Annotated in this window: 15 protein-coding genes; 4 read left to right on the top strand and 11 right to left on the bottom strand. The window is 70.8% G+C overall.

Features of this window, described 5'->3' with window-relative positions; translation table 11 throughout:
- Nucleotides 1–150: 150 nt before the first annotated feature.
- Entirely contained in the window at nt 151–432 is a 282-nt protein-coding gene (locus tag ACYUED_RS31635) for an acylphosphatase (protein WP_266522118.1), read from the bottom strand.
- 169 nt (nt 433–601) lie between these two features.
- Here ACYUED_RS31635 and ACYUED_RS31630 point away from each other — a divergent pair, with 169 nt between their 5' ends.
- The gene (locus ACYUED_RS31630; protein ID WP_491287597.1) at nt 602–1,708 is read left to right on the top strand and encodes a CAP domain-containing protein; all 1,107 of its coding nucleotides are present in this window, start codon (nt 602–604) and stop codon (nt 1,706–1,708) included.
- Between the two features lie 7 nt (nt 1,709–1,715).
- Here ACYUED_RS31630 and ACYUED_RS31625 read toward each other — a convergent pair whose 3' ends face one another.
- Complete coding sequence (locus ACYUED_RS31625; RefSeq protein ID WP_491287595.1) at nt 1,716–2,297, bottom strand: flavodoxin family protein; 582 nt, start codon at nt 2,295–2,297, stop codon at nt 1,716–1,718.
- Between the two features lie 120 nt (nt 2,298–2,417).
- On the opposite strand from ACYUED_RS31625, the gene ACYUED_RS31620 reads away from it, so the two are divergent.
- Nucleotides 2,418–2,819 carry a winged helix-turn-helix transcriptional regulator gene (locus ACYUED_RS31620; protein ID WP_491294520.1) on the top strand — a complete coding sequence of 134 codons (402 nt, stop codon included), beginning with the start codon at nt 2,418–2,420 and terminating at the stop codon, nt 2,817–2,819.
- Here ACYUED_RS31620 and mutM read toward each other — a convergent pair.
- The 8 genes from mutM to ACYUED_RS31580 all read right to left on the bottom strand — a co-directional run bounded on the left by mutM (nt 2,792) and on the right by ACYUED_RS31580 (nt 10,941).
- Entirely contained in the window at nt 2,792–3,652 is an 861-nt protein-coding gene (gene mutM / locus ACYUED_RS31615) for a bifunctional DNA-formamidopyrimidine glycosylase/DNA-(apurinic or apyrimidinic site) lyase (RefSeq protein ID WP_491287594.1), read from the bottom strand. The two genes, ACYUED_RS31620 and mutM, sit on opposite strands and share 28 nt — an antisense overlap.
- 84 nt (nt 3,653–3,736) lie before the next feature.
- On the bottom strand, nt 3,737–4,576 hold the full coding sequence (gene rnc, locus ACYUED_RS31610) for a ribonuclease III (RefSeq protein WP_266522110.1): 840 nt from the start codon (nt 4,574–4,576) through the stop codon (nt 3,737–3,739).
- 7 nt (nt 4,577–4,583) lie between these two features.
- Nucleotides 4,584–4,757 (bottom strand): 50S ribosomal protein L32, encoded by a 174-nt coding sequence (gene rpmF / locus ACYUED_RS31605; protein WP_006139588.1) that lies wholly within the window; start codon nt 4,755–4,757, stop codon nt 4,584–4,586.
- Between the two features lie 2 nt (nt 4,758–4,759).
- Nucleotides 4,760–5,419, bottom strand: a complete 660-nt coding sequence (locus ACYUED_RS31600; protein WP_491287586.1) for a YceD family protein — start codon at nt 5,417–5,419, stop codon at nt 4,760–4,762.
- 131 nt (nt 5,420–5,550) lie between these two features.
- Nucleotides 5,551–6,612, bottom strand: a complete 1,062-nt coding sequence (locus tag ACYUED_RS31595) for a DivIVA domain-containing protein (RefSeq protein ID WP_491287584.1) — start codon at nt 6,610–6,612, stop codon at nt 5,551–5,553.
- Nucleotides 6,613–6,687: 75 nt separating this feature from the next.
- On the bottom strand, nt 6,688–7,167 hold the full coding sequence (gene coaD, locus ACYUED_RS31590) for a pantetheine-phosphate adenylyltransferase (protein WP_266523777.1): 480 nt from the start codon (nt 7,165–7,167) through the stop codon (nt 6,688–6,690).
- A gap of 26 nt (nt 7,168–7,193) precedes the next feature.
- On the bottom strand, nt 7,194–7,781 hold the full coding sequence (gene rsmD / locus ACYUED_RS31585) for a 16S rRNA (guanine(966)-N(2))-methyltransferase RsmD (protein ID WP_491287582.1): 588 nt from the start codon (nt 7,779–7,781) through the stop codon (nt 7,194–7,196).
- A 136-nt stretch (nt 7,782–7,917) separates the two neighbouring features.
- Nucleotides 7,918–10,941, bottom strand: coding sequence for a helicase-related protein (locus ACYUED_RS31580; protein ID WP_491287581.1), 3,024 nt, complete (start codon nt 10,939–10,941; stop codon nt 7,918–7,920).
- A 166-nt stretch (nt 10,942–11,107) separates the two neighbouring features.
- Between ACYUED_RS31580 and ACYUED_RS31575 the strand changes: the two genes are divergently transcribed.
- Together ACYUED_RS31575 and ACYUED_RS31570 are read left to right on the top strand one after the other, a co-directional pair.
- Nucleotides 11,108–12,988 (top strand): HSP90 family protein, encoded by a 1,881-nt coding sequence (locus ACYUED_RS31575; RefSeq protein WP_491287579.1) that lies wholly within the window; start codon nt 11,108–11,110, stop codon nt 12,986–12,988.
- On the top strand, nt 12,988–15,942 hold the full coding sequence (locus ACYUED_RS31570) for a tetratricopeptide repeat protein (RefSeq protein ID WP_491287577.1): 2,955 nt from the start codon (nt 12,988–12,990) through the stop codon (nt 15,940–15,942). Before ACYUED_RS31575 ends, ACYUED_RS31570 begins: the two co-directional genes overlap by 1 nt.
- Before the next feature lie 597 nt (nt 15,943–16,539).
- Here the strand turns inward: ACYUED_RS31570 and ACYUED_RS31565 are convergent.
- Nucleotides 16,540–18,300, bottom strand: a complete 1,761-nt coding sequence (locus ACYUED_RS31565; protein WP_491287573.1) for a DAK2 domain-containing protein — start codon at nt 18,298–18,300, stop codon at nt 16,540–16,542.
- Nucleotides 18,301–18,444 lie beyond the last annotated feature (144 nt).

The raw sequence follows: 18,444 nt of genomic DNA, 5'->3' as shown, positions 1-18,444 counted from the left end.
GGTGTGGGGCCCTCAGGGCGTGGCGATCATTCTTAGGTGCGGAGCCTGCCACGACAAGCGGTTCTTGACAACCACCAGGCAATTTCCGCTTTGGGCAGCTGCTCGCGGCATGTCCGTCCGCTTCCGCCTGGGCCTCTTCGCAGAATGTGCTCAGCGGATGGCGAAGCCGTCGTACCCGCCGCGGGGTGTGTCCCAGATCTCGGTGACACCGTCGACCCGGCCGGGCGTGTCGTCGCCGCGGAGCCAGTCGAGGAGTCCGTCGCACCGCTCGCGGGGGCCCTCGGCGACCACCTGGACCCGTCCGTCCCCCAAATTGAGAGCAAAACCACTCAGGGCGCCGAGCTCAAGGGCCTTGGCCCGCGTGAACCAGCGGAAACCCACACCTTGGACGCGTCCCCGCACCCAGGCGACCAGTCGCACATCCTCGCTCATGAGTGCAACCTAACGGGCCAATGTCTCTCGGGACACTTCCCCCTCTGGCGCCATGCGGTACCGTCCCCACCCAATGAATCTCATATGAAACTCACTCGATCGAGTGAGTTGGGCCACCCCGCAAGATCATATCGGGTGGGTTGGCCGCTAGGACGAGGAAGGCCAGAACATGGGACGCCACCGACGCTCAGCCGCCGGCCGCGCCGCCACGGGCCGCGCCACGGGGGTCACAGGAAGGGACGGCTCGTACGCGAGCAGCTACGACCCCCGGCAGTACTCGTACAGCTATGACCCGCCGGAGGCCCTGGCGGCGGGTGACGAGAAGCATGTCCTGGGGATCGCGCCTTATCTGAAGGCCGAGGAGTACGCCGAGTCCTCCGCGAGAAGTGCCGCGTATCTGTTCGCCACGGAGGACGACTACACGACGGTCTTCCCGGAGCACGGGCCGGCGTCCGGCAAGGGCTCCGGGCGCGGTGGGTCGCGTCGCCGCAAGAAGAGGACCGCGACGCCGGTGAAGACCGGTCTACTCGGCGTCTCCGCCGCCGTCGCCATCGGCACGGTCGCGGTCGCCACGGGTTCGATGCCCGGCCTCGACAACTACAGGCTCGGCGGCGGTGGCGGCGACAAGGTGCAGGCCGCGAGCACGCCGACCAACTCGGCGAGCGAGCAGGGCGGCACGTCCGGCAGCGTGCGGGGCCGGGACGGCGGGTCCTCGACGAGCCGCGACGCCGACCGTTCGGCGTCTCCGTCGCCGAGCCCGTCGACGTCCACGGCGGCGCCGACCGAGGCGCCGACGAAGAAGCCGAAGGCGACCCCGTCCAAGAAGCCGAAGACGACGCCCTCGAAGAAGGAGACCAAGCCGCCGAAGGGGGCCACCGCCCCGGTGAGGGTCTCCGCGGCGGCCGCCGCCGAGGCGCAGGTGCTCAAGCTGGTCAACGAGGAGCGGGCCAAGGTCGGCTGCAGCGCGGTGTCCGCCAACAGCACCCTGTCGGACCTCGCCGAGACCTTCAGCAAGGCCATGGCCGCCGAGGACTTCTTCGACCACACCGACCCCAGCGGTGCCACGCCCTGGGACCGGGCGTCGAAGCTCGGCATATCCAACCTCGGCGGCGAGAACATAGCCCGGGGCCAGGCGGACGCTGCCGCGGTGATGGAGGCCTGGATGAACAGCCCCGGCCACCGCGCCAACATCCTGAACTGCGACTTCAAGACCCTCGGGGTCGGTGTGCACTTCGGGACCGGCGGTCCCTGGTGGACGCAGGACTTCGGGTACTAGAAACCGGTCAGGCGGCGCGTCCCAGCAGGAACACCCGCGCCGTCTCCGTCACCCGGCGGCCCAGGTGCTCCGCGGTCTGGATGTCCGCCTTGTGGACGGCGTCCGGGCCCTCGTCGACGTTGGTCGCGGCCGCGGCGCCGGCGAAGAAGCCGAGGCGGTTGAGGTCCTGCTCGGAGCCCTCGCTGTTGTTCCAGCCCGGCAGCAGGCCGAGGTTGACCCAGTGCATGCCGTGCTGCCCGGCGAGGACCTGGAAGAACTGCAGCGTGTTGAGCTTGTCGCCGCTCTTGGAGCCGGAGTTGGTGAAGCCGGCTGCCAGCTTGTCCTTCCAGTCCTGCCCGAACCAGCGCTTCGAGGACGCCTCCGCGAAGACGTGGAAGGCGCCGGACGCCGTGCCCATATAGGTCGGCGAGCCGAAGACGACGGCGTCCGAGCCGTCCAGGAGCGCCCACTGCTCGTCGGTGATCTCGTCGACCTTGATCAGGTGCACGTCGGCACCCGCCTCGACGGCACCGGAGCGGACGGCCTCGGCAAGCACGGCGGTGTGGCCGTAGCCGGAGTGGTAGGCGATGGAGACAACGGGGGTGGTCACGATGCGAACTCCTGAAATAGACACTTCACAGGCGGCAACCAAAGGAAAACACTAACTTTCAGTTAGCGCAACCTGCGAGTTAGCGCTGCGTTCGAGTACGCTTGAGGAATGGACACTGGGATGGACACCCCGCAGGGGCACACGGAGGCGGACGACCTCCCGTACAACGTGTTCGCCAAGGCCTGTCCCTCGCGCGGCACCCTGGAACACGTGACGGGCCGCTGGGGCGGGCTCACGCTCGGCGCTCTGTACGAGGGCACGCTGCGCTTCAACGAACTGCGCCGACGCGTCGACGGCGTGAGCGAGAAGATGCTGTCCCAGACCCTGCACGCGCTGGAGCGCGACGGCCTGGTGCACCGCGAGGCGCAGCCGACGAACCCGCCCCGCGTGGACTACGAACTGACCCCGCTCGGCCGCGACGTCGCCGAGCGACTGCTGGGCCTCATCCACCTGGTGGAGGGCCGCATGGACGACGTCCTCGCCTCGCGGGAGCGTTACGACTCGGCCCGCGGCGCCCTCTGACACTTCGGGCAGAAGTAGCTGGACCGGTTCATCCAGGGACGCCTGCGCATCGGCGTACCGCACCTCTTGCACGGCAGACCTTCGCGGCCGTACGCGTCGAGCGAGCGGTCGAAGTAGCCCGACTCCCCGTTGACGTTGACGTAGAGACTGTCGAAGCTGGTGCCGCCGACGGAGAGCGCCGCGTTCATCACATCCCTTACGTGGCCGAGGAGTTCGGCCGTGCGCGGGCGGGTGAAGCCGGCCGTCGGGCGCTCGTAGTGGACGCGGGCGCGCCAAAGCGACTCGTCCGCGTAGATGTTGCCGACTCCGCTGATCAACGACTGGTCCAGCAGGGCCCGTTTGATGGTGGTGCGCTTGCGGCGCAGAGCCTGGTGGAAGGCATCGTCGTCGAACAGCGGGTCGAGAGGGTCGCGCGCGATGTGCGCGATGACATCGGGCAGGCCGTCGGGGGTGTTGTCGTGCAACGACAGCCCGCCGAAGGTGCGCTGGTCGACGAAGCGGAGCTCGGTGGCAAGGTCGTCCGCGAACCGCACGCGGATTCTGAGGTGCTTCTCGTCGGGAGTCGCGGTCGGCTGGACCAGGAGCTGGCCGCTCATGCCGAGGTGCGCCAGGACCGACTGGTGGGTGTCCTCCAGGGGGAGCCACAGGTATTTGCCGCGGCGGCTCGGGACACCGACGCGATGCCCCTTGAGGCGGTGCGCGAAGTCGTCGGCGCCGGCGATGTGACGGCGTACGGCACGCGGGTGCAGCACCTCGGCGTCGGCGACGACACGATGGGTGACCCACCGCTCCAGGCCGCGCCGGACGACCTCGACCTCGGGCAACTCGGGCATCACAACCCCCGTACCAAAACGCTGTGGATGAACGCAGCGCCCGCCCCGCGGCGGGGACGGGCGCTGCTCAGGAGGCGCTGTTCGTCAGGCAGAGACGGACGTCGGGCCTTCGTCGCCGTCCAGAGCGGCCTTCTCGGCCGCCGCCTTCTCGGCGCGCTCGTCCGCTGCGGCCCGGATGGACCGCCAGGCGGACTCGGCGGCCTGCTGCTCCGCCTCCTTCTTGCTGCGGCCGGTGCCGGTGCCGTACGAGACGCCTCCGACGCGGGCGGCAGCAGTGAAGGTCTTCTCGTGATCGGGGCCGGTCTCCGTGACCAGGTACTCGGGCACGCCGAGGCTTTCGGTCGCGGTGAGCTCCTGGAGGCTGGTCTTCCAGTCCAGGCCGGCTCCGAGGTTCGAGGACTTCTCGATCAGCGGGTCGAACAGGCGATGCACCAGTTCGGAGGCCGCGTCGAGGCCCTGGTCGAGATAGACCGCGCCGATCACCGCTTCAAGGGTGTCGGCGAGGATGGACGCCTTGTCCCGGCCGCCTGTGCCTTCTTCACCCCGGCCGAGCCGGATGAAGGAGCCCAGGTCGAGACCACGACCGACCTCCGCCAACGCACGCGAGTTGACCACCGCGGCCCGCAACTTGGCCAGCTGGCCTTCGGGCAGGTCGGGGTGGGTGGTGTACAGCGTGTCCGTGACCACGAGGCCCAGCACGGAGTCCCCGAGGAACTCCAGCCGCTCGTTGGTCGGCAGACCGCCGTTCTCGTATGCGTACGAACGGTGGGTCAGCGCACGCACCAGAAGGGCGGACTCGAGCTTGTACCCGAGCCGCCCTTCCAGAAGCGTGTGGGACGAGGCCGTGTTGTCCGCTTTCTTCTTGGCGGACGGGTCCGCCTTGGCGTCATCCGCCTTCTTGGCAGTGGACACGGTGCCTCTCACCAGCCGCTCAGACCTCGAGGACCTGGCGCTTGTTGTAAGTGCCGCAAGCCGGGCACGCAATGTGCTGCAGCTTGGGCTCGTGGCAGCGCTCGCACGCAACCAGGGTGGGGACCGCAGCCTTCCACTGCGACCGGCGGTGGCGCGTGTTGCTGCGCGACATCTTCCGCTTCGGAACAGCCACGGCTACTTCTCCTGCTTCTCGTCGACGCCCGCTTGCGCGTCAGCGCCGCTCATCTCGTCCTTCTCGCCATCTTCGAGTGAACCGGCGAGTCCCTGCAGTGCCGCCCAACGGATGTCGACGGCGTCGTGATGGTGGTCCGGGTCGTCCGTGAGCCGCACTCCGCACTCGGAGCACAGGCCCAGGCAGTCGTCCTGGCACACCGGCTGCATCGGCAGTGCGAGCACCACCGCATCCCGCAGCACGGGTTCGAGGTCGAACAGTCCGTCCTCGATGAAGAGCCTGTCCTCGTTTTCTGCTGATCCCTCGGCGTCGTCGGTCGGCTCCGCCTTGGGGCGGCCCCGATCGTCGGCGTCATGGTACGAGAACATCTCCTGGAATTCCGCTTCGAGCACCAGCTCCAGCGGCTCCAGACACCTTACGCACTCCCCCTCGGCCTGTGCACGGGCGGTGCCTGTGACAAGCACCCCTTCCATGACCGACTCGAGCCGGAGTGCGAGCTCCAGCGGTGCGCCTTCCGGCACTCCGATGACTCCCGCGATCCCGAGATCCTTGGGAGAGTCGATCTGGCGGGTCAGGCGCTGCAGCGCACCGGGCCGCCGCCCCAGCTCGTGTGTGTCGAACACGAGAGGCTTGCGGTGGTCGAGGCGGGCGTTCAGAGCCATTCCTGCTTTCGATCTTCGAGCTCAGAGGGACGCTGCCCTCGGTGTTGCCGGGCAGCGCAGATCGCGGACGTACACGCGACCGAAGAGCCAGGATACTGGACCTTTCCCTCACGGCCCAATCCGGTGGTTCCTTACTGGCCTCGGCCCTGCTCGTACGCCCTGAGCTGCTCGGGCGTGATCATGCCGGTGTCGAAGAGGCTGGTCTCGTCCAGGGCGTACGCCTGGTGGTCCTGATGCGCCTGCTCCTGGTGCGCCTGCTGCCCCTGGTTCGGGTCGTACGCCGCCTGCTGGGCGTCGTAGCCCTGGTACGCGTACGGATCGGCCTGCTGGTAGCCGTAGGCGTCCTGTCCGCCGTAACCCTGCTGCTGGTAGCCGCCGGCGTAGGGGTCGGTCTGCTGCTGGTAGCCGTACGCCGGCTGTGGCTCCGCGTACGCCCGCTGCTGGGCGGAGTGCTCGGCCTGGGCGGTCTCCTGCTGCGTGAGGGCGGCGAGGTCGGACAGGTAGTCGGCGTCGCTGGAGTGCTGCAGGGCGGTGGCATCGTCGGCGAGGGCGCCGAGGTCGTCGGTGGCGATCCGGCCGTGCAGCTTCTGGCGGCCTCGGCCGACGGCCTCCAGGGTCTTGGCGAGGACCGCCTCGAAGGCACCGAGCTTGACGTCGACGTAGGCGTCGGCGTCCTTGCGCAGGGTCTCCGGGTCGTGGCTGCGCTCGGGAGCGTCCTCGTCCTCATAGCCCTGTTCGTCGACGCCCGGACCGGTGCCGAGCAGCTTCTCGCGGCCACGGCCGACGGAGCCGAGCGTCTTGGTGAGGACGACCTCGAAGTTGGCGAGCTTGGAGTCGACGTAGTCGTCGGCCTCCGCGCGGATCTCCTCGGCCTCCTGGCGGGCCTCGGTGAGGATGCGGTCGGCCTCGGCCTGGGAGCGGCGGGCGACCTCGGTGTCGGAGATCAGCGAGCCGCGCTCGGCGTGCGCCTGGCCGATGATCCGGTCGGCCTCCTGGCGGGCCTGCTCGACCATCTCCTCGCGGCCGCCGATCAGCTCCTGCGCCTGGGCGAGGGAATCGGGCAGGGCCGCGCGCACCTCTTCGAGCTGGGCGAGCAGGTCGGCGCGGTTGATCACGCACGAGGCCGACATGGGCATGGCCCGGGCACTGGAGACCGCCGCGACGATCTCGTCGAGCTTCTTCTGCACGTCCACCGTGTGCTCGCCACTCTCTACCGATGTGTTGGAGACGGACGGGACGACTGTAGCCCCATCAGCCCCGTCGCCCCATCAGTCCTTGCGCAGGCGCTTGTTGAGGGCCTGGAGGACCAGCGGCGGGACCAGGTGGGAGACATCTCCGCCCCAGGTCGCGACCTCCTTGACGAGCGAGGAGGAGAGGAAGCTGTAGGTCGGGTTGGTGGGCACGAAGAGGGTCTCCACTCCGGAGAGCCCGTTGTTCATCTGCGCCATCTGCAGCTCGTAGTCGAAGTCGCTGACGGCGCGCAGGCCCTTGACGATGGCGGGGATGTCGCGCTGCTTGCAGAAGTCGACGAGGAGGCCGTGGAAGGCCTCGACCTTCACGTTTCCGTATTCGGCGGTGACCTGGCCGATGAGGTCGATCCGCTCCTCGATCTCGAACAGGCCCTTCTTCGACTGGTTGATCATGACCGCGACATAGACCTCGTCGTAGAGACGGGAGGCGCGGGAAATGATGTCGAGATGTCCGTTGGTGATCGGGTCGAACGACCCGGGACAGACGGCGCGGCGCACTAGTGATCCCTCGCTCTCCGGTCCGGTCATCGTGCGTCTTCGCACGTAGAGGCGGCGCGACCGTACCAAAACGTTCCCTCGCCGTAACGACGGGTCCTGATCGCTTCGAAATCGTCAGGCCACCCGAATTCGCCGCCTCTTGTGCTGCGCTCCACGGTGACGAGGGCTTCCGGCGCGAGCCAGCCCCCCGAGCGGAGTGTGAGGAGAATCTCGCGAAGATCGTCGTCCGTGACGGCGTACGGAGGGTCGAGGAAGACGATGTCGTACGGCTCCGCCGGTGCCGGAGTCCGGATGATCTGTTCCGCTTTACCGGCCCGCACCTCGGCACCGGGGAGGCCGATGCTCCTGACGTTCTCCCGGATCGTGCGGGCGGCGCGGACGTCCGCCTCGACCAGGAGGGTGTGGCCGGCGCCGCGGGAGAGGGCCTCCAGGCCCACGGCGCCGGAGCCGGCGTAGAGGTCGAGGACACGTTCGCCGTGCAGGGGGCCGCCGAGGAGGGACTGCCAGGTGGAGAAGAGGCCTTCGCGCGCGCGGTCCGAGGTGGGGCGGGTGCCGTTCCCCGGCGGAACGGTCAGGCGGCGTCCCCCCGCTTTTCCGGCGATCACGCGAGTCATCTCGGGTCCTTGTTCGGGGTGGTTTTCGGGGGTGGTTACGGATCCAGTCTGGCAGGCGGTCCGTCGTGCCCGTTCTCGCCCGGGCGGCGGAGCCGCACGTCGATACAGCCCCGCGGCCCTTTCGGGGAACCAGACCTCACCCCTTCTCCAGGTACTGCTCCCTCTCGTCGTCCAGGAGGGCGTCCAGAGCGGTCCGCAGGCCTGGGAGAGCGGTCAGCTCCGGGTCCGCCGCTACGACCGCTGCCGCTTCCTCCCGTGCCTCCGCGATGACGTCCTCGTCCTCGATGACGGCGAGGACCTTCAGGGATGTGCGGGCTCCGGACTGGGCCTGGCCCAGGACGTCACCCTCGCGGCGCTGTTCGAGGTCGATACGGGAGAGTTCGAAGCCGTCCAGAGTGGCGGCGACGGCGTTGAGGCGCTGGCGGGCGGCGCTCGCCTCCGGCATCTCGGTGACCAGGAGGCAGAGGCCGGCCGCCGAACCACGCCCCACCCGGCCGCGCAGCTGGTGGAGCTGGGAGACGCCGAAGCGGTCGGCGTCCATGATCACCATGGCGGTGGCGTTCGGGACGTTGACTCCCACCTCGATGACCGTGGTGGCCACCAGGACGTCCGTGTCGCCGGCCGCGAAGCGGCGCATGACCGCGTCCTTGTCGTCGGGGTGCATGCGCCCGTGCAGCACCTCGACGCGGAGGCCCTGGAGGGGGCCTTTGGAGAGCTGGCCGGCCACGTCGAGGACGGCGAGCGGGGGGCGCTTCTCGGCCTCGTCCTCGGGGGACTTCTTCCTGCCGGTCTTCTTCGGGTCGTCCTCCTCGTCGCCGATGCGGGGGCAGACGACGTACGCCTGGTGGCCGACCTCGACCTCCTCGCGGACCCGCTCCCAGGCGCGGGCCAGGAAGTGGGGCTTGTCGGCGGCGGGGACGACATGGCTGGCGATCGGTTGGCGGCCGGCGGGGAGCTGGTCGAGGACCGAGGTCTCGAGGTCGCCGAAGACGGTCATGGCGACCGTGCGCGGGATGGGGGTGGCCGTCATGACGAGAAGGTGCGGGGGCTGCTTGCCCTTGCCGCGCAGGGCGTCGCGCTGTTCGACGCCGAAGCGGTGCTGTTCGTCGACGACGACGAGGCCCAGGTCGTGGAACTGGACCTTGTCCTCGATCAGAGCGTGCGTGCCGATCACGATTCCGGCCTCACCGGTGACCAGGTCCAGCATGGCCTGGCGGCGCGCGGCCGTCCCCATCGAACCGGTGAGCAGCACCACCTTGGTGGCGTGCTCCTCCCCGCCGAGCATCCCGCCCTCGGCCAGGTCGCCCATCATCTCGGTGATCGAGCGGTGGTGCTGCTGGGCGAGGACCTCGGTCGGCGCGAGCATGGCGGCCTGACCACCGGCGTCGACCGTGGCGAGCATGGCGCGCAGAGCCACCATCGTGTTGTGGGTGACCGTGAAGTTGTCGGTGACGTAGGCGTGGCTCGGGTGAGCGACGCTGATGCACTGCACGGGTTTTCGTCCCACGTACTCGACGGCACGGATTCCCCGACGGAACGTCTCCGGTCCGAGACCTGGGCGCACGCGCTCGGCTTTGCGGGTGAGCCGGAACGGTGCGTACTCGTCAGGCAGGGCCACCGAGACCTTGAAGGCGGCTTCCTCCGACAGCACACGGGCCTGGCCACCCAGCGATCGGACCAGCCAGGCGACGTCGTCGGCGAAGCTGCGCGAGGCCGAGCACAGGGAGATGCTCGAACCGTCCTCGCCGACGGTGCCATCGGCGTCCAGAAGACCTTGCAGCAGAGCGTGACGGTTCTTGACCGACGTGTTCTTGAAGGCGTCCGGGACGGATTCGCCGGGCGATGACCCCTCTCCCAGCCGGAGCCCCGACTGATACGGATCGATCGGCAGCGCCGAGTCGCCTCCGAGATCGACCGGGGCGGCCGACGGGAGGTACCACTTCGAGGATCCGTCGGCTGTGAACGTGTCCAGCCGGAGTTCTCGCGTCGTCATGACCTCGGGGCTCCGGCCTCGCTGCCATCCACTGCTCGTGGAGACGATCCAGAGGTGCTCGTCGTCACACTCGACGGAGCTTCCATCGGAGAGGACCAAACGCCAGACCTCACGCTCCCCTTGCGGGAACACGCCGTCGACGAGCGTGATGTCGCCGTCCGGCACGACGACCTCGTCCCCCACCGCCATGTCGCCCATGCGGCGGAAACCGGCAGGAGTGAGCACGAGAGAGTCAAGTGGCTGTGCCTTGCCCGAACCCACCTCACCCTGCAGCAGCCGGTGCATCGGATGCTCGGTCGCCAGGTCGTCGAAGATCTCCTTGGAGACCTTCTGCTGGCCCTCGGTGAGGGTGAAGGGGAGGCGGTCGTCGAAGGCCGCCAGGAGGCCGTCGGGCTTGGGTCTGCGGGCGACCGCCGGTAGTTGGGAGTCGGCGTGGCGGCGCCGGGCGAGGGCCACCTGGAGGACGAAGGCCTCGTCCCACTTGAGGCGGGCGCGGGCGTCCTCGATGTCGGCCTTGGTGTGCGGGCGGTGGATCTTGAGGAGGGCCTCGGGGAGGGTGACCAGGCCTCGGCCCTCGCGGAGCGTGGGCGGAAGGGGGTCGACGGCGTCCTGGGCGCTGGGCAGGACCGTCTGGAGGGCCTTGCCGATCTTCCAGGACTCCAGTTTGGCGGTGGCCGGGTAGATGGGGATGAGGGCGCCGGCCCAGGTCTCGACCGATTCCTCGCTGTCGCCTCGTAGCAACTCGTAGGCCGGGTGGGCCAGTTGCAGGCGGCGGTTGAAGACGGAGGCCTTGCCCGCGAACATCGCGCGTGTGCCCGGCAGGAGTTCCTTGTGGGGCTTGTGAACACCGCTGCCGAAGAAGACCAGTTGGAGACGGCCGCTGCCGTCGGTGATGGTGACCTCCAGGCGCTGGCCCTTGCCTCGCGGGGCCTTCGAGGAAGCGAAGGTGTGCAGGCGGGCGTCGGCGACCATGGCGACCACCGTGACGTGCTCGTCCATGGGGAGGTCGGCGAGGTGGGTGAGCTGGCCACGCTCCTCGTATCTGCGCGGGTAGTGGTGCAGGAGGTCGCCGACGGTGTGCAGGCCGAGGTTCTCGGCCATCACCTTCGCGGTGGGTGGTCCGAGCACCTTCTTCAGCGGTTCTTCCAGTGCGGGCACGAGATCCATTGCACACCACACCACTGACATTGCCGTATACGTCTCTCGAAACCCCTGGTCAGACGGCTCGTTCCGGCCGTAGGATGACGCGCTCCGGCCTCCCCCGCGGTCACCGCCCCATCAGGGACCGCCCGACCCCGCGCCGTCGCGAACTCCCCCCACCGGCGCTGCGACGATGGACTCCCAGACCTCGAAGTCATCCCAGCCGTCCCAGTCACCGTCACCCCGGTCACCGCACACGTTCCAGGTGGACCTGCGTGGTCTGGTGGACCTGCTCTCCCATCACCTCTACTCCAGCCCCAGGGTCTATCTGCGGGAGCTGCTGCAGAACGCCGTGGACGCCATCACCGCCCGGCGTGCGGAGCAGCCCGACGCGCCGGGGCTGGTGCGGCTGTACGCCGAGGCGGGGACCCTGCGTGTCGAGGACACGGGGGTCGGGCTCACCGAGTCGGACGTGCACAGCCTGCTCGCGACCATCGGGCGCAGCTCCAAGCGTGCCGAGGGGATCGCCCACGGCATCCAGCAGGTCCGCTCCGACTTCCTCGGGCAGTTCGGCATCGGTCTGCTGGCCTGTTTCGTGGTCGCCGAGCGGATCCGGGTCGTCAGCCGCAGCGCCCGTACCCCGGACGCGGCGCCCGTGGAGTGGACGGCGAGCGACGACGGTTCGTACACCGTGCGGACGCTGCCGCACGCGGCGCGGCCCGAACCGGGCACCACGGTTCATCTGGTGGCGCGAGCGGGGGCCGGGGAGTGGCTCACGCCCGAGCGGGTGCTCACGCTGGCGCGGGACTTCGGTTCCCTGCTGCCGTACGACGTCCGGGTCGGCGACGAGGCGGTCACCGATCTGCCCGCGCCCTGGGACCGGCCCTACCCCTCCCCCGCCAACCGGCGGGTGGCCCTGGCGCGGCACTGCCACGAGCTGTTCGGCTTCACCCCGCTGGACTCGATCGAGCTGAACGTACCGCTCGCCGGGATCCGCGGGGTGGCGTACGTCCTGCCGTCGGCGGTCAGCCCGGCCCAGCGGGCGACGCATCGCGTGCACCTCAAGGGCATGCTGCTGACCGAGCGGGCCGAACAGCTGCTGCCCGACTGGGCGTTCTTCGTGCGGTGCGTGCTGGACACGGACAGCCTGCGGCCCACGGCCTCGCGCGAGTCGCTGTACGAGGACGAGACGCTGGCCGCCGTGCGGGAGGCGCTCGGCGAAAGGATCCGGTCCTGGCTGACGGGGCTCGCGGCCGGCGATCCCGAGCGGCTGGCGGCCTTCCTGGCGGTGCACCACCTGGGCGTGAAGTCCCTGGCGCGGCACGACAGGGAGATGCTGCGCACGATGCTGCCCTGGCTGCCCTTCGAGACCACCGACGGGCAGCTGTCCCTGGAGGAGTTCGCACAGCGGCACCCGGTGGTGCACTTCACGCGGACCGTCGAGGAGTACCGGCAGGTCGCGCCGATCGCGTCCGCGCAGGGCGTCGGGGTGATCAACGGCGGATACACCTACGACAGCGAGCTGGTCGAGGCGCTGCCGTCGGTGCGGCCCGGGACGGTGGTCGCCGAGCTGGACGCGGACACCGTGACGGCGCATCTGGATGCCGTGGATCCGGCGGAGGAACTGGCACTGTCGGCGTTCCTGGCGGCCGCGCGGGCCAAGCTCGACCCGCTGGCGTGTGACGTGGTGCTGCGGGCCTTCCACCCCCTCTCCGTTCCCGCGCTCCACCTCGACGACCGGGCGGCCCGGCACGAACAGGCCCGCGCGGAGGCCGAGGAACACGCCGACGATCTGTGGGCGGGGATTCTCGGGTCGCTGCGGGGCAGCACTCCCCGCGCGCGTCTGGTGCTCAACCACCTCAACCCGCTGATCCGGCGGATCAGTTCGCTCGGCGACCCGGAACTGATCGGCACCGCCACGGAGTCCCTGTACGGGCAGGCGCTGTTGATGGCACAGCGCCCGTTGCGGCCGGCGGACACGGCGCTGCTGAACCGGTCGTTCATCGGCCTCCTGGAATGGGCGACCCATGGCGATTCCGACGCGACGGGCAACTCCTCGGGGGGCGGTCACTGATGGGTGAGATCACGGACGTCGACTCCCTGCGCCGGGCGATGACGGAGAACGCCGAGCGCCCGGAGGGCCCCGCACGCAACGCGCGCGCGGAGCAGCTGCTCGTGGAGGCCGAGCGGCTGGGCATCCCGCTCGCCGTGATCGAGGCGCTCGGACACCAGCTGAAGGTCTACAACTACAGCTCCGAGAAGGACAAGATGTTCGTCCCCTTCGCGCGTCTGCTGCGCATGTGGGACGAGCGGCCCGAGGACTTCGACGCGTACGAGGTGCACTCGCTGCACTGGGTCTTCAAGTGGATGTCGTCCGGCATGCTCGACCAGCCGCACGTGCCGCTCGCCTCCATCGAGAAGTGGCTAGGCGAGATGGAGCACCGCTACCGGCTCGCCGGGCACTCCGAACGCGCCGTGCGCAGCGCCGAGTTCAGCGTGGCCGCGCACCTCGGGGACCTCGCGCGCGCGGAGCGCGCGTACGCCGCGTGGCTGGCCGCCGACCGGGACGACATGGCCGACTGCCACGCGTGCGAGCTGCACGGGCAGGGCTGGTGGCAGGTGGAACGGGGACGGGACGCCGAGGCGCTTCGGCTGTGGGCGCCGGTCCTGGAGGGCGAGTTCACCTGCGCCCACGAGCCGCACACCGTCCTCGCGTCCTCCTTGACGCCCCTGCTGCGGCTGGGCCGCACCGACGAGGCGCGGGCGCACCATCTGCGGGGCTTCAGGCTGGTGCGGGGCATGGAGAGCATGCGCGGCGCGTACGCGGACCACGTGGAGTTCTGCGCGTTGACGGGCAACGAGGCGCGGGCCCTGGAGCTGCTCGCGGAGCGGCCGGCGTACTTCACGGACACCGGGCAGCCGCGCAGCAGGCTGGACTTCCTGAATGTGGTGACACTGCTCATGGAGCGCCTGGGAGAGCGGGGGCCCGGCGACCGGCAGGTGCCCGGACCGGCCGGCCGGACGTGGACGGCGCGCGAACTCGCCGCACACACGCGTGCGGAGGCCCTCGCCCTGGCCGCCCGTTTCGACGAGCGCAACGGCACCTCCTACGTCAGCGACCGGGCACGCGCGCGTATGGCGCAGCGTCCCCTGGTGGACCGGCTGCCGCTCGGGGTGCGTACGACGGTCCGCCCGGTCTCCGCGCCCACGGTGGCGGCGCCGGACGCCGTGACCGCGGACCTGCCTGACGTGCCGGACCTGCCGGACCTGCTGACCGAGGCACGCCGGCTGTCGGACGCCCTGCAGCCGAACGCCATGGAGGCGTGGGCGGCGGCCGCGCGCGCCGCCGAGGGCGTCGAGCTGGGCGCCCGCGACCGCGCGGAGATCGTCGACCACGAGGCGATGGACCGGGGCCCGGAGGGTGCCGAACTCTTCGAACGGGCCGCCGGGCTGTACGAGGACGCGGGCGACCCCGGCGAGGCACTGGCGGCACGCACGCGTGCGGCGTACGTACGCGCTCTGACGGGCCGGGTGGACGAGGCGCTCGCGGCGGTCGCCGAGCCGTACGACCAGGTCCTGGCGCTCTACTCCGAGGACGCCACCGGCGTACGGCAGACGGCGTCCGTGCTGATGGGGCGGGCGCGGATCCTGATGCGGCGAGTCCTGGATGCCGGCGAATCGGCGGATGCGACGGTTGGCGAAACGGTTCTCGCCGACGCCGAGGCGTCCGTGCGCGAGCTGCTCGCGCTGGTCGGCGGGTACGCCGGGGACGACGTGCGGATCGCCTCGCGGGGCGCCGAGGCGCTGGCCATGCTCGCGGAGCTGGCGATGCGTCGCGGGGACCTGGAGGGGGCCGTGGACCTGTTCGGACGGGCCACGGCCGCCTTCGTGGAGGCCGGGCTGCCGTGGTTCGCGGTGGAGTACGAGGCGCAACTGGCCGGGCTCTCCCACCACCTGGGCGACATCTCGGGTGCGGAGCGGGCCCTGCGGGCGGCCCTGGACCACGGCGGAGCCCACCTGGAGGCGGTCGGGCGGGCCCAGCTGCACCTTCAGCTCGCCGAGGTGCTCGGCGGCCGGGGGTTGTTCGTGGAGGCCTCGGAGCACGCTCTGGAGGCGGCGCACTGGGCCGACGAGGCGGGCGAGGGGCCGACGTTCGGTGCCTGGGCCCGGCACCAGCTCGGCGGGTTCCTGCTGCGCCAGGAGCGGTGGGCCGAGGCCGCGGAGATGCTGGAGTCGGCGCTGCCCGACCTGAGTGCCGAGACGCACGGCGACGGCGCGGTCGTCCAGACGCAGTGGTGGCTCGGCGACTGTCTGAGCGAGCTCGGCGAGCACCGCGAGGCGGCCGAACGGCGGCTGCAGGCGGCCGAGACCGCCCGCCACTGGCCCGAGCAGCACGACCACGCGACACTCGCCCATCTCGCCGGCGAGTCGCTCGCGGCGGCGGGGCTGCCCGCCGAGGCGGACCGGGCCTACGCGCGCGCGGGCGACCTGTGGCGCTCGCTCGGCAACATCCACGGCCTGGTCCGCTCACTGCGCGCCCGCGCGTGGCTGGAGCTGCGCGCGGGCGCGCAGGACGGGACGGGTGCGGCACGGGAGTTGATGGCGGGCGCGGTCCGGGAGTGCGAGGCCGCGCTGGGCGCCGCCGGGACCGACGAGGAGGCGCGGGGGCGGCTCGTCGCGGAACTCGGGCACACGCACCGCCAGTTCGGCGACCTGCTCGCCCGTTCCGCGGCGGAGGACGCCGACGACGACTCGATCCGGGCCGCCCTCGAAGACGCCCTGTCCCAGGTCACCGAGGCGATCGCGGTGTTCGCCACGCTGGGGGACGACGCCCTGGACAGCCGAACCGGCGCAGAGCTCGCCGCAGGCTGGCTGGAGGCCGACCTCGGCCGCCCCGCCCGCGCGGTGGCACACGCGCGAGCGGTCCTCGCGGCGTACGACGGCGCCGACGACGAGGACGAGACGGCGCAGGAACGGCGGGCGGAGGCGGAGCAACTGCTGGAGGTTCGGGAGCAGGGGGCCGGCTGAGGCGGAGCGGACGCTGGAGGTTCGGGGGCAGGAGACCGGCCGAGACACAGCGGAGCTGGAGGTTCGGGAGCAGGAGACCGGCCGAGACACAGCAGACGCTGAAGTTCGGGAGCAGGAGACCGGCCGAGACACAGCAGACGCTGAAGTTCGGGAGCAGGAGACCGGCCGAGACACAGCAGACGCTGAAGTTCGGGAGCAGGAGACCGGCCGAGACACAGCAGACGCTGGAGGTTCGGGAGCAGGAGACCGGCCCACGCCCAGCAGACCCTGCAGACCCGGAACAGGAAACCAACCGATACACGGCAGGCCCTGGAGACCCGGAAGCGGCAAGCCAGCCACCGCGCAACAGACACTGCAAGCCCGGAGACAAGAGACCGGCCGACACCTATCCGACCCAGCAGACCCGGAACAGGAAACCAACCGATACACGGCAGGCCCTGGAGACCCGGAAGCGGCAAGCCAGCCACCGCGCAACAGACCCTGGAAACCCAGGAAAAGGAGACCGGCCGCCGCGCAGCACACTGCAGCCCCGGAAACAGGGACCGGCCGCCGCGCAGCACACCCTGACCGCCCGGAAACAGGAAGCCGGCCGGCGCGCTACTCGACGCCGATCAGCAACAGCGCCCCCTGCCGTCCGCCCCGGTACACCACCGTGTCAACGGCGAGATATGACTCACGCACGCGTGCCTCCAGGTGGTGGGCGACGGACTCCGGGGCATCGTCGCCGAGGACGAGGGTGACCAGCTCGCCGCCGGCCTGGAGCATGCGGTCCAGGACGGTCTCGGCGGTGCCGGTGACGTCGGAGCCGATCACGGCCACGTCGCCCTCGATGAGGCCGAGGACGTCACCGGCCTGGCAGATGCCGGCCATGGTCCAGGACTGCCGCTCGGCGACGGCGACCTCGGCGTAACGGGTCGCGCCCGCCGCCGACGTCATCGACACGACGTCCTCGTCGAAGCGGCGCTCGGGCTCGTGCACGGCGAGCGCCGCGATCCCCTGGACCGCGGAGCGGGTCGGGATCAGGGCCACGCGGATGCCTTCGGTGCGGGCCTGTTCGGCCGCCGCGGCCGCGGTGTGGCGCAGGTCGGCGTCGTTGGGCAGCAGCACGACCTCACGCGCGTGTGCCCGCCGTACGGCGTCGACCAGCTCGCCGCTCACGGGCGGCTCCCCGGGGCGCGCGAGCACGGTGGTCGCGCCGGCCTCGGTGTACAGCCCGGCCAGACCCTCGCCGGGCACCACGGCCACGACCGCCCGCTGGACCGGCTCCCTGGGCGGACGTGCGCCCCCGCGCGTGTGCACGTCGCCGAGCCCGAAGTGGGTGATCCGGATCCGGTACGGCCGTCCGGCCTCGACGCCCGCCTCGACGGCGGCGCCCGCGTCGTCCACGTGCACGTGGACGTTCCACAGCCCGTCGCCGCCGACCACGACCAGAGAGTCGCCGAGGGCGTCGAGCCGGGTCCGCAGCCGCGTGACGGCCGCGTCCTCGGCCTCCAGCAGGTAGATCACCTCGAAGGCGGGACCGTCCTCTTCGAGGGCGTCGGCGCAGTCTCCGGCGTCGGCCGAGGACGCTCCTTCCTCCACCGTCAGGCCGGCCTCCGGGCCGCCTGCCGTCACCGTCTCCACGCGCGCGTGCCCTGCGGACACCACAACCGCCGCGGGCGCCTCACCCGTGAACGTCTCCACCAGCGCCGCGAGCACCGCCACCAGCCCGCGCCCGCCGGCATCGACCACCCCGGCGCGCCCCAGCACGGCCAGCTGTCCCGTGGTCTCGGCCAGCGCCGTGCGCGCTCCCTCGTAGGCCGCCCGTGCGACCGTCCCGCAGTCGCCCTCGGCTCTCCCGGCCGCGTCTGCGGCGGCCGAGGCGACCGACAGGACCGTGCCCTCCACGGGTCGGGCGACGGCCTGGCGGGCGGAGTCCGCCGCGTGCCGCAGCGCGAGCCCGAGGCCCGAGCCGTCGGTGTGAGGTGTCCCACCATCGGCGGCGAACACCTGGGCCATGCCGCGCAGCAGCTGCGCGAGGATCGTCCCGGAGTTCCCCTGGGCGCCTATCAGCGCGCCGTGCGCCATCGCGCGCACCGCGTCGGCGAGCGTCGGCTTCCCGGACTCCCCCGGGGCCCCGGCACCGGCCGGCAGCGCACCGGCACCGCCACCGACCTCGTGAGCTGCGAAAACGGCCTCCACGGCCGCCACCGCGGACTCCACGGTCAGATACAGGTTGGTGCCCGTGTCCCCGTCGGCCACGGGGTAGACGTTGATCGCGTCGATCTCCTCGCGCGCGCGGCCGAGCTTCTCCAGCGCGAGGCCGCACCAGGTGCGCACCGCGAGAGCATCGAAGAATGTCTGCGGCACCTGCGCCACCTGCGCCTCCTTGGGCTGCTGGACTGGACGCAGCGTAGACCCAGGGCCGGTGCCCGCCGGAAGAGGGCCGGGAAGAGCCCTGATCAGCCATGGTAGTTTCGTGGCACTGGCGCAGTCGTTGTATGCTGCTCCGGTTGCCCGATC

Source organism: Streptomyces sp. DF42 (genome assembly GCF_058267695.1).
This window is presented reverse-complemented; position numbering and strand designations above follow the sequence as displayed.

Excerpts from the sequence above, each read along its gene's own strand:
- ACYUED_RS31630 (WP_491287597.1), top strand. The coding sequence starts at position 602 with ATGGGACGCCACCGACGCTCAGCCGCCGGCCGCGCCGCCACGGGCCGC.
- ACYUED_RS31600 (WP_491287586.1), bottom strand. The coding sequence starts at position 5,419 with ATGGCTCTGAACGCCCGCCTCGACCACCGCAAGCCTCTCGTGTTCGAC.
- ACYUED_RS31580 (WP_491287581.1), bottom strand. The coding sequence starts at position 10,941 with ATGGATCTCGTGCCCGCACTGGAAGAACCGCTGAAGAAGGTGCTCGGA.
- ACYUED_RS31570 (WP_491287577.1), top strand. The coding sequence starts at position 12,988 with ATGGGTGAGATCACGGACGTCGACTCCCTGCGCCGGGCGATGACGGAG.
- rsmD (WP_491287582.1), bottom strand. The coding sequence starts at position 7,781 with ATGACTCGCGTGATCGCCGGAAAAGCGGGGGGACGCCGCCTGACCGTT.
- ACYUED_RS31575 (WP_491287579.1), top strand. The coding sequence starts at position 11,108 with ATGGACTCCCAGACCTCGAAGTCATCCCAGCCGTCCCAGTCACCGTCA.
- ACYUED_RS31635 (WP_266522118.1), bottom strand. The coding sequence starts at position 432 with ATGAGCGAGGATGTGCGACTGGTCGCCTGGGTGCGGGGACGCGTCCAA.
- mutM (WP_491287594.1), bottom strand. The coding sequence starts at position 3,652 with ATGCCCGAGTTGCCCGAGGTCGAGGTCGTCCGGCGCGGCCTGGAGCGG.
- ACYUED_RS31620 (WP_491294520.1), top strand. The coding sequence starts at position 2,418 with ATGGACACCCCGCAGGGGCACACGGAGGCGGACGACCTCCCGTACAAC.